The organism is Ferrimonas sp. YFM (assembly GCF_030296015.1).
Taxonomy (GTDB): Bacteria; Pseudomonadota; Gammaproteobacteria; order Enterobacterales; family Shewanellaceae; genus Ferrimonas.
Genome location: NZ_AP027368.1, coordinates 2,120,272 through 2,134,796 on the forward strand (window position 1 = coordinate 2,120,272; position 14,525 = coordinate 2,134,796).

Sequence of the window (14,525 nt, forward strand, 5' to 3'; positions counted from 1 at the left end):
TCTTTTCCTGGTGATTAATACTCCTTACAATCAATCGGTAATGCATTGATTATTAGGAAGCAAAATGAGCGCAGTCTGGTTTCAGAGCCTAAAGCGGGTGAAGAGCGATGCCACTTTCCTGGATCTGGTGGAGACCTTAGAGGCCGAGTTGGAGCAGGGGACCGGGGTGGATGCCACCGATCCTCAGGGACGCACTGCCCTGGAGCTGCTGATGGCCAAACCGGCTCCCAGCGCTCTGGCGGTCCGCTGGTTGCTGGACCGTGGCGCGGACCCGTCCTCCTGTGCCGATGTCAGGTGGCAGATCGGCGATCTTTACCCTGAGGCTACCGACAGCAGCGCGGAGCTGCTGAATAAGCAGTACCGTGCCGCCCCCTACCTGATGCTGCTGGCGGCCGACGAGGCGCGCCATGGGGTGGAGGAGGGGGTTGCCGACAGTGGCCACTATGCCGACAAGTTCGCCGCGGCCCTGGCGACGCGTCGCCGCATCGATGCCCTGAAAAGCGGCTGCCACGATCTCTGCTGCGGGTTCCGCGCCCACTCCCAGCCGCTGCTGCACCCCTGGCAGAGCCACTGGGGTGGTCTTCCGTGGCTGCCGCAGGCCTCACTGCCGGCGCCATTGGCGGCGGATCCCAGGTTGGTTCTGGCGGTGCAGATCAATTTCGATGAGCTTATCCAGGGCGAACTGCCTCATCCGCTGCCAAGCCATGGCTTGTTGCAGATTTACGTGACCCAACCCGACGAGGATTTAGGAGAGGAACCCGGCGGCGAGCCGGTGGCCCTGTTCTGGCCCGAGGTCCCGGCCGATGCGGCGGCGTGGCGAGTGTTGCCAGAGAGGCGGCTGACGGCGCTGAGTCTGAAGGTTACCGATCAGGGGCGTGCCCTGTCCTGGCGTCCCTACCGCAAACTGCCTGAGGCGGAAGAGCAGCTGGCCAAGGCGATGGAGCGGTTGCCGACTGAGCTACGGCCAAGGCAGAGGGATCTGGAGCAGGAGAGGGCGAGCTACGACTTTGGCCTGCTGCCACGGCTGTACGGTTACGAGCGGGAGATGTTGCCCGAGGGGCACCAGCCGCTGTTGCACATGATGCACACCGAGCACGGTGGTAGCCTGTTCAGCCTGCCGACCTCGGCCCTGGCGGGTAACGCGACCGATTGGCAGCAACTGACCCATACCTATTACTACGACTGACGCGTTGCCACCGACTCAGACTCGTAAGGGATCAAAAAAGCTGAGGCGGAGGCCGCGCACCCTGGGTGCCCACTTGAAGGTAACGGCAAAGTTCCAGGTCCAGTGGTTGCCTCAAACAGGTTGCAGTGTAAAGGTAGAGTCTGAATTTCCCACTGTCGTAAAGCACAATAATTTTGCCGCAAGGCTGCGAGTGTCAAACCACTCGAGAATCAGGTTCAGGTGGCATTGGCGTTCAAATCAGGCGCGACCTCAGCGGTTCTGAAAATGGAATGAACACTGACCTGAAAACCCCTTACCAGACAGGACGTCGATATGAGTCAATATTCTCCTTTGCTGGGTCCGCTCCTGGCCCTGATCCTCTGGTCTTTGGTGATGTGGCTGTGGATGTACGCCACCCGAATTCCCGCCATTCTTAAGTCCGGCATGTCACTGGACCCCAATGCGCTCCGGGGCGAGCAGATGGACCAACTGCCTGCGAAGGTGCGTTGGAAAGCCGACAACTTCAATCACCTGATGGAGCAGCCTACGCTGTTTTACCCGCTGCTCATCGTCCTGGTTCTGTTGGAGGAGCAGGGCAGTGCTGTCCAGGTTCTCGCCTGGAGCTACGTGCTGCTGAGGGTGGCCCACAGCCTGGTGCAGGCCCTGATCAACAAGATTGAACTCAGGTTTGCGGTCTATCTGCTGTCCAACATTCCCCTGTTTGCCCTGACGGCCATTGCCACCCTGTCGTTCATGCGTCAAATGCACTGATTTAATTAGATAAACTGAGAACACGCCCCTTTATCTCACTAGTGGATGCAGGTAGATTAGGGCGCAGAATTTTTTGTCTCCGCCTATTGGAGAAGGGATACGAGAGGACAGATGGAACCTAACTACGAGAACTACAGCCTGACAGAGCTGGTGGATGCCCTGGCCCAGGTGGATGAACGCGCGTTTCCAGAGCGCGCTGCCCGCCTCAAACAGCTGATTGCCGAGAAACATCAGCAGGAGGCTCAGGTAACGGCGGAGAGGGAGGCCATTTTCAGTAAGGAGGCCAGGAAGGCCCCCTTCGAGTTCACCGGCAGCGGCGGCGACTACTTCAAACTGTGGATCGTCAACCTGCTGCTGAGCATCGTCACTCTCGGCATCTACAGTGCCTGGGCCAAGGTGCGCAACAATCAGTATCTGCTGGGCCACACCAAACTGGAAGGCCACAGCTTCCGTTACCTGGCTAAGCCGATGCAGATTCTCAAAGGGCGGATAATTGCCGTCGCCGTGTTGATTGGCTTCACGGTGCTGTCTCAGCTGTCACCCCTTGCCGGCATGCTCTTCAGTTTAGGCCTGCTGGTCGCGACCCCCTGGCTGATTCTCCAGGGAATGCGCTTCTCCATGCGGATGACCGCCTATAAGAACGTGCGTTTCTCCTTCGAAGGCAGCTACTTCGGTCTGCTAGCGACCTTTGTGCTGCTGCCTATTGTCGGCGCCTTCACCCTGTATCTGGCGATGCCCTGGGTGTTTAAGAAGATGGATCAATACCTCTACAGCCACACCACCTATGGTGGCAAGCGCTTCGAAGTGAACACCTCGAGCGGCAGCTACTACAAAGCCTCCTTCGCCGGTCTGGGGTTGGGCTTCGTGCTGTTTATTGCCCTGTTTACCGTGCTGGGAGTGGGCGAGGGTATTGCAAGCTTCAACGCCGAAGGCGAGCCAGACTTCCAACTGATACCCATTCTGATGTTTTACGCCGGCGCCTTCCTGGTCAGCTTTATGGTGCGTGCCCTGTATCAGAGCATTGTGCTGAACCACCTGATTGGCGAGACTCAGATTGAGGGTGTGTTCTCCTTTAAGCCCGAGATCAAAACCGGCAGCTTCATGAGAATGATGACCATCAATGCAGTGATGCTGGCCTGCACCCTGGGGCTGGCCTATCCGGTTACCCAGGTGCGCAAACTCAAGTACATGACCAACGCCATCGGCGTCATGCTGCTGCCCGGTGCCGATGCCCTTACCAACACCGTTGGCGAAGGGGACTCCGCCTTCGGTGAAGAGGCGGCGGGTCTGTTCGATCTTGATCTGTCCATCACCTGATAGGCTTGGTCAATGAGTCTTCAGATAGAGGGGGTCTACCTGGCCCCCGGAAGCAGTCAAAGCCAGAAGGGGCGGGTCGAACTGGTTCAGGAAGAGCTGAGCCTCTACCTGGAGGGCAGCAATGCCCCACACAGGTGCTGCGACTTCGGTGATTGTGAGCAGGGGGAGGTGCTGGCCGGGCTGGCGGTGGAGTTGCGCTTTGGCGACGGTGGCCTGTTTACCCCGGACGACGTCCGTTTTCGCTGGCCACAAACCTCCGGCGGTCAGCGAGCCTTGCATTGGCTGGAGGGACACTGGAGCGCGGTGTTGGCCGGGGTACTGGTGGTGCCCCTGTTTTTGTGGGTGATGGTCACCAAGGCTCTTCCGGCCGCGGCCGATGCCTCGGTGTCGCTGTTGCCCGATGCGGTGCCGCGCCAGCTTGGCGAGCAGACGCTCTATCTGCTGGACAAGACCCTGATGGATCCCAGTGAGCTCAGTGAGACCCAACAAGAACGGGTACGAGGTCAGTGGCAACACTCGCTGCAGCACCTGTCGCTGGACAGCAACCACTATCAGCTGTTATTTCGCAGCAGCAAAATGGGCGCCAACGCCTTTGCCTTGCCCGACGGCACAGTGGTGCTCACCGATGAGATAGTCACTCTGATGGAGAATGAACCCAATGCCCTGACGGCGGTGCTGCTCCATGAGATAGGCCATGTCGAGCATCAACACGGCCTGAAACAATTGGCCCGGGCCACCGCCAACAGTGTGCTGTTTGCCATGCTGCTGGGGGACATCGAGGGGGCCGGTGAGGTGATCATCGGCGCCGGCAGCAGCCTTATCAACAGCGTGTTTTCCAGAGAGATGGAGTCCGAAGCGGACCACTTTGCTCACCAGCAGCTAAAGCGGCTGGGGTTGTCACCGATTCATTTTGCCACCGCCATGCGCCTGTTGGCCGAGTCCAGTCACCAGTCACTGGATGAGGAGAGCTCGGGGCACTGGACTCAGTACCTGAGCACTCACCCCGAGACTCGGGAACGCATTCATGCGGCAGAGGATGCCGTCAATCCTGAAGAGGGCGAGCAGTAAGAGTTCGCCCAACTCATCACAAACCAAGGAGAGGTATTGATATGGCACAGACTGTTTTTGTTGCCAGCGAATTTCGTGTTGAGAATAGAAGTCGCAGAGCGACGCCGGAGGATGCTGATGCCCTATGGAGCGGCAGACACATTCCCAAAAGCCAGGTCAGGCATGAGACCAAAGAGGAGCGCTCGGACTGCCGTATAGACGGTGACGCCCTGGCGCAGCGGGTCAACGAAGCCATCGAATCCCTGTTGGCCAAGGGGTTGACCATAGTCTCGGTCACGCCGGTGATCTCAGGCCGACACGATGTTCAGACAAGTCTGCTGCCTACCGACGTCGCCGGCTACGGATTCAGCTACACCGAAGGCATGTTGATAGTGGCGGTCTGAGCCTCATGCCAAACACACCAGAATTATTGGAGATATGATGTCCCGTGCCTTGTTCACCAGCCTGTTGGCTGTCGTCTTGCTGACAGCCTTGCCGGTCTGGGCCAACTCCCACCTGCAGGTGGCCTATGAGATGCTGGAAGCCATGGGAGCGGAGCGCCTCACCAATGAAAGCCTGGAGGTGGTTCTGGATCACCAGGTCCGAGCCAATTCTGAGATGGAGCCCTTCAGGCAGACGCTCAAGGTGTTCTACTTCAAGCACGCCGGCTGGGACAGCGTCAAAGAGGATTACGCTGCCCTGTATCAGGAAGCTTTTAGCGAAGAGGAACTTAGGCAACTGACCGAGTTCTACCGTACCCAGGTCGGCCAGAAGATGTTGCGATTGCAACCTCAACTGATGGAGGAGGCGATGATGATCGGCGAGCGGCGACTGGATGAGAACATCCAGGAGCTGCAGCAGATGGTTCGCGAAAGAGAAGAGTTTTTGAGCCGGTCCCATTGAGTAAGACACCCCAATCAGCCGCTTTTTACGTATAAACGCCAGACTGTCCAATTTGATGTGGATAATTACGCAGAGGCTGAAAAAAGATGTTTTACTTATAGTTAGCGTAATGGGGCAGTCACGCTGACCGAGTCACGCCTGAAGAGATAGAGGGAGGGTGCTATGGATAAACAGACCGCACGTCAGATGGTTCACAGTGCGATGTTGGCGCCCTCCAGCCACAACAGCCAGCCCTGGCGGTTTCGGCTTCAGGATCACAGTATCGAACTGCTGGCGGATAGCTCCCGTGCTCTGCCTGTCAATGATCCCAATGATCGTGAGCTTCACATCAGTTGCGGTTGTGCCCTGATGAACATGAGGCTGGCCGCCGCCAAGGCACAGCTCGGCATTGAGGTACAACTGCTGCCGGATGCGGACAATCCGGAGCTGCTGGCCAGAGTGGTGGAGTGCCCGCAAGCGGCCGAACAGCCGGCCCTGGCTCAATTGGCCGACCTTATCCCCAATCGCCATACGGTACGCAGCGAGTATGAAGCCGGGTTTGACGACGGCGATCTCATCAGTGAGCTGCGTCAGTGGACCAAGCTGGAGAGCGTACAGCTGGCGGCGGTCTCCAGCGAAGCCCAGCGCAGCCGCATCGCCGATCTGATTGCCCGCGGGGACAAAGCACTTTGGGCAGACCGTGCCTGGCGCCGGGAGTTGGCCCGATGGATGTTGCCTGCGAACCGGGGTGAGGGGCTGGCGGTGTCCGCCCTGTGGTCGCCATTTATCCGGGCGATGATTCGCTGGTTTAACCTGGGCACCATGATGGCGCGCAAAAACACCCGGCTGGCGGAGAAGGCCCCCCTGTTGCTGGTGCTGTCCAGTTGTGGTGACGGACCCAGGCAGTGGCTGGAAACCGGTCAGGCTTTGCAGAGGGTACTACTTGGGTGCTGTCAGCGGGGATATCAGGGCTCCTTCCTCAACCAGCCCATACAGGTGAGCCGTTTGAGGACCCGGCTGGCTAAGGTCACCGGACTGGCTCACCCTCAGGTGCTGCTCAGGGTCGGCCGACCCATAGAACAGGCGGTGGCATCTGCCAGGCGTCCACTCTCGGGTATGTTGGACCCGGTTTAACAAAAACAGCCCTCGATTGAGGGCTGTCCTTTACTCTATCAACACGTCCTATCGACTGAGTTCACCGCGCAGGCTTTGCTCCATGGCATCCAGCCGTTCATCGAAGGTCATGGGCTGACTCAGCAGGAAGTGCAGCTTGGCCAGAGCCGCTTCTGTCGTCATGTCAAAGCCGCTGATCACCCCCGCCTGAGACAGGGCATTGCCTGTGGCATAGCCGCTCATGTTCACCTTGCCCTGAAGACACTGGGTCAGATTGACGATGATTACCTCCCGCTTACGGGCATCTTTGAACAGATCCAGCAGTTCCGGACGCTGAGGGGCATTGCCCACGCCAAAGGAGAGCAGGATGAGCGCCTTGACCGGCTGCAGCAGGATGTTGCGAATCACCTCTGAGGAGATCCCCGGGTAGAGGGTGACCACCCCAATGGGCTGCGGGGTGATGGGATGCACCTTAAGGGGCCCTTCGGACTCAAGCAGGGTCACGCCCGGCCCAGACTGGATGTGGATGCCCGCTTCCAGCAAGGGCGGCAGGTTGGGGCTGGCAAAGGCATCGAAACCGTCGGCGTGCACCTTGGTGGTGCGGTTACCGCGGAACAGCTTGTTGTTGAAGAACAGACACACTTCGCCCACCGGGTGGCTGGCCGCCAGGAACAGGGCGTTCAGCAGGTTGTGCTGACCGTCGGAGCGCAGCTCGGCAAAGGGGATCTGGGAGCCGGTCACCACCACGGGCTTGGTCAGCCCCTCCAGCATGAAGGAGAGGGCGGAGGCGGTAAACGCCATGGTGTCGGTGCCGTGGAGGATGACGAAGCCGTCAAACTCGTCGTAGCGGGCCTGAATATCGTCGGCGATGTGCTGCCAGTCTTCCGGGGTCATGTTGGCGGAGTCCATCAGATCGGCGTATTCGTAGATCTCAAACTCCGGCATCTCCGCCCGCTGGAACTCGGGATTGGCCTTGACCCGCTCGGTGAGAAAGCCGGCGGTGGGGGCGTAGCCCTGATCGGTTTTCTGCATACCGATGGTGCCGCCGGTGTAGGCGATGTAGATCCGTTTTTTTGTCATTGTGCTCAAAGGGGTAGGCCAGGATGGCCGGATTATAGGATGTGGGGCGGTTGAGTGCAAAAAGGCCTCCCGAAGGAGGCCTTATCGTCTGCGTTTAGAAAGCAGTGGAGCGGGCTTACAGTTCGCTGCACTCCAGGCACAGCATGTAGGCGTTCTGTGGATCAGACAGCTTCAGCTGCTGTTCCAGCGGCCCCAGCAGAGTCTGTTTCACCATGCCCATCAGCTTGCTGCTTTCGGACTGAGGCAGTTCAACAGAGGCGTTTTTCAGGATTTCCTGAATGATCTGCTGCTCCGGGCTGAGCTCTTTCTCGATCAGCACGGTGTCGTAGTCGGTGATGCCGGCAATTTCGGCGGCACCGGCGACGGCGTCATCCAGGCTGCCCAGCTCGTCCACCAGACCCAGCTCTTTGGCGGCGGCGCCACTCCAGACACGACCTTGAGCCATTTCGTCCACCTTCTCGACCGGGATGTCACGGGCGGTGGCCACCAGGTTGATGAAGTCGGCGTAGCCCTTGTTGAGGTTCATCTGCATGATGCGCTTGAAGGAGTCGGGCAGGGGCTTGAATACATTCAGGCCGGCCATCTCAGTGGTGCCCACACCGTCCATGTTCACGCCCACGGTCTTGGCAGTCTCTTCAAAGGTTTGAATCATGCCGATGATGCCGATGGAACCGGTAATGGTGTTGGGCTGAGCGTAGATGCGGTCGGCGTTGGCGGAGATCCAGTAGCCGCCGGAGGCCGCCAAAGAGCTCATGGAGGAGACCACGGTTTTACCCGCGTCCTTCAGTGCCAGAATCTCCTGACGGATCTGCTCGGAGGCGTACACACTGCCGCCGGGGCTGTCGACGCGGATCACCACGGCTTTCACCTGGTCATCTTCGCGGGCCTGACGCAGCAGCTTGGACATGGAGTAGCCACCAATGGTGCCGGCAGGCTGGTCGCCGGGGACGATGGGGCCCTGGGCAACAATCACCGCCACTTGGTCGCGACCGGGCAGATTGATCTCAGGGGTCATCTGGGCAGCATAGTCCTGCCAAGAGACACCGTTGAATTTGCTCTTGTCATCGGCTTTGGCACCGAAGCGCTCAAACATCTGGTCGCGCATCTCCACCGAGGTCAGCACGCTGTCCACCAGGCCGTTGTCCAGGGCGTACTGGCTGAAGTCGCCATCCACCTGCTCCAGGCCGGCTTCCAGCTGGTCCAGGTTGCGGTCCAGCAGACCCTCGGTCAGGGTGCGGTTGCTGGTCACCGTTGTTTTGTACTGGCCCCAGATGTCGTCAAGCAGAGACTGATTGGCCTCCTTGGCAGGCTCGGACATCTCGTTGAGGTAGTAGCTTTCGGCGAAGGACTTGTACTTGCCGACACGGAACAGGTGGGTCTTCACCCCAACCTTATCCAGCAGATCTTTGTAGAACAGGCGATACATGCCCATGCCTTCAATGGCAACGGTACCGGACGCATTCAACTGAATCTCATCGGCGTAAGTGGCCAGCAGGTAGGGACCCTGGGTGTACCAGCCGGACTGGGCGATCACAGGCTTGCCGCTGTCGCGGAATCGGCTCAGCGCCTGGCCCACCAGCTCCAGCTTGGCGGTGCCGCCATAGACGCCACCCGGGCGCAGCACGATGCCTGAGATGCGGTCATCCAGGGCGGCGCTCTCGATCACCTCGATCAGATCTTCCAGAACGATCTCCTGTTCCTTGTCGCCGCTGCCGGCAATCATCTCGAAGGGATCCATCTCCCTGGGCTGCTCAACCAGCTTGCCTTCCAGGTTCAACACCAGGGCGGCGCCTTGGGGAACCTGAGGGATCTGGTCCTGACTGAGTCCCACCAGCAGGAGGGCGAGGAAGCCGAAGAACACCAGGTTCAGTATCAGCCGTCTGAAGACGTTAATTACTTTCCAAGTAAAGCCGACAAATCGAATCGGCCATGCGCGTTTCTCAGACATGCGTATCTCTATCCTTAAACTATTGACCTACTTATATTACAGATGCGCTGCATCCATGTCAGACTGCAATTGTAAGGCTTTTTAATTCGCCTCCCACAACGTGGTTGTGATCTTGATCACTCCGGGGTAATCTGAACACCAGTTTTAAATGGATGTTTAAGGTTTCTGTCATGAGTTACCCCCACATGCTTGCGCCCCTGGATCTGGGCTTTACCACACTGAAAAATCGAGTGCTTATGGGCTCCATGCATACCGGCCTGGAGGAGGAGAAGGGCGGTTTCGATAAGCTGGCCGCCTTCTATGCCGAGCGCGCCCGTGGGGGAGTGGGCCTGATCGTTACCGGGGGGATCTCACCCAACTTCCGCGGCCGTCTGGCGCCTCATGCCAGCCAGTTGAGCTTTCCCTGGCAGGTCTCCAAGCACCGTCGAATCACAGATGCGGTGCACGCGGAGGATGGCAAGATCTGCATGCAGCTTCTGCACGCAGGTCGCTACGGTTACCACCCGTTCAGCCTCTCTGCCAGCGCCATCAAGGCCCCTATTACACCCTTCAAGCCACGCCAGATGAGCCTGAGACAGATCCGCGGCACCGTAAAGGATTACGCAGCGTCGGCTAAATTGGCTCAGAAAGCCGGTTACGACGGCGTCGAAGTGATGGGTTCCGAAGGTTACCTGCTGAACCAGTTCCTGTGCAGCCGCACCAACAAGCGCAAGGATGAGTACGGCGGCGACATACAGGCCAGGGCCAAGTTCCCCCTTGAAGTGGTCCGCGCCATCCGCAAAGAGGTGGGGGAGAACTTCATCATCATCTTCCGCCTCTCCATGCTGGATCTGGTCGAGGGCGGTAACGACTGGGAAGAGGTGGTGCAATTGGCCAAGTGGCTGGAACAGGCGGGCGTGTCCATCATCAACACCGGCATCGGCTGGCACGAGGCGCGCATTCCCACCATTGCCACCAGTGTGCCCAGGGCGGCGTTCACCTTCATCACAGAACGCCTCAAGGGTGAAGTGTCTGTGCCCCTGGTGGCCACCAACCGCATCAACACCCCGGAAGTGGCGGAAACCATCCTCGCCAGCGGTCAGGCGGACATGGTGTCCATGGCCCGGCCCTTGCTGGCGGACGCCGAGTTCGTCAACAAGGCGGCCCGAGATGAAGGGGAAGACATCAACATCTGCATCGGCTGCAACCAGGGCTGCCTGGACCACACCTTCTCACTCAAGCGTGCCACCTGCCTGGTGAACCCCTTCGCCTGTTACGAAACCGAGCTCAAGCTCGAGCCTGCCAGCTCGGGCAAGAGCGTGGCGGTGATTGGCGGCGGCCCGGCCGGGATGGCCAGTGCCTGTTACGCTGCCGAGCGCGGCTTTAAGGTGACTCTGTTTGAACGGGACGCCGAACTGGGCGGGCAGTTCAAACTAGCCAGCAAGATCCCCGGCAAGGAGGAGTTCAAGGCGTCTCTGGATTACTTTAAGCAGCGCCTCAATCGTCTTGGGGTGGAGCTGTGTCTGGGTGAAGACGCGGATGCGGATAAGCTCAAGTCTTTCGATCATGTGCTGCTGGCCACCGGGGTAACCCCCAGGGTGCCCAAGCTTGAGGGCGTGGACAACGCCAAGGTCGTGACCTACCAGCAGGTGCTCAAGGGTGAAGCCGAGGTTGGTAAGCGGGTAGCTCTGATGGGCGCCGGCGGCATCGGATTCGACATGGGGGAGTTCCTCTCTGAAGCCCACGAGTCTGCCACCCTGCACCCTCAGGTGTGGCTGAAGCAGTGGGGCGTGGATCCGGATTATGTCTCCGGTGGCGGCCTGACCGACAGGGACAGCACCGCGTTTGAGTCGGCCCGGGAGATCACCCTGCTGCAGCGCAAAGCCAGCAAACCGGGCAAGGGCCTGGGCAAGACCACCGGCTGGATCCACCGCACCGTGCTCAAGGATCGCGGCGTCAAGATGCTGGCCGGGGTGGAGTACCTCAAGGTGTCCGACCAAGGGCTGCATATCCGCCATGAGGATCAGGAGAAGCTGATTGAGGTGGATACCGTGGTGCTCTGTACCGGTCAGGAGTCCAATCGTGGCCTGGTGCCTGAGCTGGAGTCCCGCCAGATCCCCTATGTGCTCATCGGCGGGGCCGATGTGGCGGCAGAGCTGGACGCCAAGCGGGCGATACGTCAGGCCGCCGAAGTGGTGGGCAGTCTGGCATAACCTGAGTTAGAAGTAGGCGCGCACCTGCAGGCGCCACTCGAGGTTGTCCACCCCTTGCTGATCGGTGATGGGGTGGGACAGGTCCATATGGATGACGTTGTTGCTGGAGTGTGAGGCGTACAGGCGCAGGCCCAAGCCCACACTCTGCAGCAACTCGTCATTGTCTTCCTGATAGGGCGTCTCTCCGTAGGTTTTGCCCAGATCCCAGAACGCCACGCCCCCCACTTCCAGAATTTGATACCAGGTGAGCCCCGGGTAGTAGCGCAGCTCATTGCTCATCAGCAGGCTGTGCTCGCCGTGCTGAAACTGCACCGGATAGCCGCGCATGTCGGTGTCGCCCCCCAGGGCCACGGGCTGGTCCAGATACTGGTTGTGGCTCGCCACCGCGTCCACCTTGTTGTACCAGCGCCAGCGTCCGTTGATGTCGACGAACAGTTCATTGCGGATATTCAGCAGGTAGCGGTAGCTGTCCTCGTCCACCGGTTCACTGTCGAGCACCATGCGGTAGAACCAGCGAGAGTGATCGGTCAGATGGTGCCCCTGGGTAAAGGCACCGGCGAGCACCAGCCCCTGATTTTCAAAGTCCCAGCCGGCGCGCAGCCAGGCGGCGGCACCGAAGTTAACGTCCTCCACCTTGTTGATCAGATAGAGGTTGAACACCTCGGAGTAGTGATCCTCGAGGTACTCCACCTGAAACCAGCCCTGTTGGTGCTTGCGATTCTCCGGCAGCAGGGTGGTTTCGGGGATGGCACTGAACTGGCGATCTTCATAGGTGAGGCCCACCCGGTATCTCAGCACTTTTTCCCCCTGCAGCCCGTTGGACCAGCCCCAGGAGGCGAGGAAGGCTTGCAGATCTACGCCGAACTCGTTGATGTCTTCGCCCCCCTGTTTCACCGTGTCTTCCCGGGTCTCGTTGTCCCAGTCCATGTAGGTGGCCCAGCGGGTATTGAGGGAGTAGAAGGGACGTTCGATGCGCAGCCGGGTGCGTTCACCGTCGTCGGAGTCCACCAGGGTGATGCGCCCGGTCAGGTGCTTGCCCTGAAACAGGCCGGTTTCCAGGTCGAACACATAGCCGGTTCGGTCGGTCTCGTTGAAATAGGCCAGTTCGGTGTGGGCACCGTAGCCCAGCAGGTTGCCCTCGATGATGCCGATGCCGAACTTGGATTCGCCCCCCTGACGGCTGAAGTCGAACTTGGGCAACAGGGTCCAGGTGTCCCAGGTCTCCACCTGCACCACCCGCTCTTCGCTGTCGGCGGTTTCATCCTTGACGCTCACCCGGGCGCTGCGGATGTAGGGCAGCTCTCTCAGGTGACGCTCCACCTCGTAGAGGCCATAGGGGTCGCCGCACAGATCAAAACCCTGAATCTGATCCTCAATGGTTACCGGTTTGGTGATGATGTGGAACTTGTTGGCCCACTCGTGCAGCCAGGTGAAGCCGGGCTCATCGGGGGAGAAGACGTTGTACTGAATGGTTTCGACCCGGGCCGGGTGGCACTGGTGCTCGCGCGCTGGCTCCGCCTTCTGATTTTCTGATGGCGCGGCAACGGCCCCCTGGCCAAGGAGGGCCAGAAACAACAGGTGGGTGGGCACAGGGCGCAGCGTCAAAGGCGTGTTCTCCTTGGAGAGTCATGGAATAACTATCGGCTTAAATCGCAGAAATTGCCAAATTTCAGTAGCTTTGTTGGACGCTTTAGCGCATCTTCACAGGCATGCCCCATCAGCCTTGGATGGCAGTGCCAATGCCTGCTGCAGCGCTGAATGGGCAGAATTTGCACTGACAGAGTCGCTGGATTTCGATACCCTTGAAGGGTTATAACGCCAATCGGATTTTTTGGGACCGGATTTGAAAACCCTCTTTTGTGTGAAAGGGCAAGATAGCCCCCTACGCTTTGCTGCCATTCTCGGCATGTCGCTGGCCGGCAGTGCCGCCGTCACCAGCCTGTTCCTCGGGGCGCCTGTGGTGGCCCGCTACCTGGCCCTGGTGCTGGCCCTGCTGCTCTATCCGGTGATTCGCGCCGCCACGGTGCGCCGGGCGCAGGAGAGTGGCGCCAAAGGCTGGCCGCTGGTGCTGCCTGTGGCCATGACTCTGGTGTTCATCGCGGCCATTCCCTATCTCACCAGTGGCGCGGCCATGTTGTTGCTGGTGTTGTGGGCCGGCGCCGTGGCACAGTTGGCGCTCAGGCCCGCCAGTCGTGCCCTGGACAGCGTTCAGGTCAATGGCTATCGCGGCCCCATGGTGCATTCGGTGACCACTTCGGTAAACCGTAATCGGGTTGAGCCTTCTCTGGCCGGCGATGCGGCCCCCGCCGCCCAGGAGCCGGCAGCGGCGGAGGAGAGCGAGGACCTGCCGGACAGCGTCAGCCTCTACCTGGCTCTGTGGCGTGACAGTGTGAACCTCTCATCCATGCCGGTGGCGGCCAAGGGCGCCCTGGTGCTGGTGTTTGTCTCCGCCCTGGTGGCACCGGTTGCCCCAGACCTGATCGATGGCCTGATGGCCCCAGAGCCTCAAGTGGTGGAAGCCGAGAAACCTGCTCAGGTGGCGCCGGAACGCCCCCGCGCCGAAGCGATTCTGAAGATGCCCGACAGCTACTGGCTGTGGATGACCAAGGGGGCCCTGACCATTCGCTGGCAGGGGGATGAAACCGCCGCCGGTCAGGTATGGGATTTCGCCAAGGCCGAAGGCGACGCCAGCTGCGCCGAGCTGGTGTTCAACGATGACAGTGCCTATCGCCCCTACAGCGTCGAGGTGGAGGCAGACAGCTACTTCATGGCCAACTTCTCGCCCCTGGACACCGAGATCATCATCAAGCAGCTGGCCCGTCGCGGTAGCTTCACCCTGTGTGGCTATGACTTTAGCCTCAAGGGGTCGACCAAGGCCCTGAAGAGCCAGAGCTACTTCGAGTGGTACCTGAACCAGTAACCCAGCGAAGATGCAGAAAAAGGCGCCGATTGGCGCCTTTTTTGTCGGCAAAATCGTCCGACCTTTGCCTTTGACTGAGATCACGGAAAT

12 protein-coding genes are annotated in these 14,525 nt (G+C 59.7%); 9 read left to right on the forward strand and 3 right to left on the reverse strand.

What is annotated here, in order from left to right:
- Positions 1 to 64 precede the first annotated feature (64 nt).
- From QUE41_RS09905 to QUE41_RS09935, 7 genes are all read left to right on the forward strand, one after another.
- Positions 65 to 1,186 (forward strand): DUF1963 domain-containing protein, encoded by a 1,122-nt coding sequence (locus QUE41_RS09905; protein WP_286342713.1) that lies wholly within the window; start codon positions 65 to 67, stop codon positions 1,184 to 1,186.
- Positions 1,187 to 1,498: 312 nt separating this feature from the next.
- Entirely contained in the window at positions 1,499 to 1,936 is a 438-nt protein-coding gene (locus tag QUE41_RS09910; RefSeq protein WP_286342714.1) for an MAPEG family protein, read from the forward strand.
- 111 nt (positions 1,937 to 2,047) lie between these two features.
- On the forward strand, positions 2,048 to 3,253 hold the full coding sequence (locus QUE41_RS09915; protein WP_286342715.1) for a YjgN family protein: 1,206 nt from the start codon (positions 2,048 to 2,050) through the stop codon (positions 3,251 to 3,253).
- 12 nt (positions 3,254 to 3,265) lie between these two features.
- Positions 3,266 to 4,321 (forward strand): M48 family metallopeptidase, encoded by a 1,056-nt coding sequence (locus tag QUE41_RS09920; protein ID WP_286342716.1) that lies wholly within the window; start codon positions 3,266 to 3,268, stop codon positions 4,319 to 4,321.
- Between the two features lie 41 nt (positions 4,322 to 4,362).
- Positions 4,363 to 4,704, forward strand: a complete 342-nt coding sequence (locus QUE41_RS09925; RefSeq protein ID WP_286342717.1) for a hypothetical protein — start codon at positions 4,363 to 4,365, stop codon at positions 4,702 to 4,704.
- A 37-nt stretch (positions 4,705 to 4,741) separates the two neighbouring features.
- Positions 4,742 to 5,203, forward strand: a complete 462-nt coding sequence (locus QUE41_RS09930; RefSeq protein WP_286342718.1) for a DUF2059 domain-containing protein — start codon at positions 4,742 to 4,744, stop codon at positions 5,201 to 5,203.
- 162 nt (positions 5,204 to 5,365) lie between these two features.
- A complete protein-coding gene (locus tag QUE41_RS09935) occupies positions 5,366 to 6,316 on the forward strand; it encodes an Acg family FMN-binding oxidoreductase (RefSeq protein WP_286342719.1) in 951 nt (316 codons plus the stop codon).
- Positions 6,317 to 6,364: 48 nt separating this feature from the next.
- Here the strand turns inward: QUE41_RS09935 and ansA are convergent, their stop codons facing one another.
- The gene (ansA, locus tag QUE41_RS09940) at positions 6,365 to 7,375 is read right to left on the reverse strand and encodes an asparaginase (protein WP_286342720.1); all 1,011 of its coding nucleotides are present in this window, start codon (positions 7,373 to 7,375) and stop codon (positions 6,365 to 6,367) included.
- 115 nt (positions 7,376 to 7,490) lie between these two features.
- Positions 7,491 to 9,323: a signal peptide peptidase SppA gene (gene sppA, locus QUE41_RS09945; protein ID WP_286342721.1), complete on the reverse strand. Its 1,833-nt coding sequence runs from the start codon at positions 9,321 to 9,323 to the stop codon at positions 7,491 to 7,493.
- Positions 9,324 to 9,493: 170 nt separating this feature from the next.
- On the opposite strand from sppA, the gene QUE41_RS09950 reads away from it, so the two are divergent.
- Positions 9,494 to 11,515: an NADPH-dependent 2,4-dienoyl-CoA reductase gene (locus QUE41_RS09950; RefSeq protein ID WP_286342722.1), complete on the forward strand. Its 2,022-nt coding sequence runs from the start codon at positions 9,494 to 9,496 to the stop codon at positions 11,513 to 11,515.
- 6 nt (positions 11,516 to 11,521) lie between these two features.
- Here the strand turns inward: QUE41_RS09950 and QUE41_RS09955 are convergent, their stop codons facing one another.
- On the reverse strand, positions 11,522 to 13,120 hold the full coding sequence (locus QUE41_RS09955) for a ShlB/FhaC/HecB family hemolysin secretion/activation protein (RefSeq protein WP_286342723.1): 1,599 nt from the start codon (positions 13,118 to 13,120) through the stop codon (positions 11,522 to 11,524).
- Positions 13,121 to 13,376: 256 nt separating this feature from the next.
- Between QUE41_RS09955 and QUE41_RS09960 the strand changes: the two genes are divergently transcribed.
- Positions 13,377 to 14,435: a hypothetical protein gene (locus QUE41_RS09960; protein WP_286342724.1), complete on the forward strand. Its 1,059-nt coding sequence runs from the start codon at positions 13,377 to 13,379 to the stop codon at positions 14,433 to 14,435.
- Positions 14,436 to 14,525: the final 90 nt, after the last annotated feature.

Coding starts and splice junctions, on each gene's coding strand:
- QUE41_RS09930 (WP_286342718.1), top strand. CDS start 4,742: ATGTCCCGTGCCTTGTTCACCAGCCTGTTGGCTGTCGTCTTGCTGACA.
- QUE41_RS09920 (WP_286342716.1), top strand. CDS start 3,266: ATGAGTCTTCAGATAGAGGGGGTCTACCTGGCCCCCGGAAGCAGTCAA.
- QUE41_RS09935 (WP_286342719.1), top strand. CDS start 5,366: ATGGATAAACAGACCGCACGTCAGATGGTTCACAGTGCGATGTTGGCG.
- QUE41_RS09925 (WP_286342717.1), top strand. CDS start 4,363: ATGGCACAGACTGTTTTTGTTGCCAGCGAATTTCGTGTTGAGAATAGA.
- QUE41_RS09915 (WP_286342715.1), top strand. CDS start 2,048: ATGGAACCTAACTACGAGAACTACAGCCTGACAGAGCTGGTGGATGCC.
- sppA (WP_286342721.1), bottom strand. CDS start 9,323: ATGTCTGAGAAACGCGCATGGCCGATTCGATTTGTCGGCTTTACTTGG.
- QUE41_RS09905 (WP_286342713.1), top strand. CDS start 65: ATGAGCGCAGTCTGGTTTCAGAGCCTAAAGCGGGTGAAGAGCGATGCC.
- ansA (WP_286342720.1), bottom strand. CDS start 7,375: ATGACAAAAAAACGGATCTACATCGCCTACACCGGCGGCACCATCGGT.
- QUE41_RS09910 (WP_286342714.1), top strand. CDS start 1,499: ATGAGTCAATATTCTCCTTTGCTGGGTCCGCTCCTGGCCCTGATCCTC.
- QUE41_RS09950 (WP_286342722.1), top strand. CDS start 9,494: ATGAGTTACCCCCACATGCTTGCGCCCCTGGATCTGGGCTTTACCACA.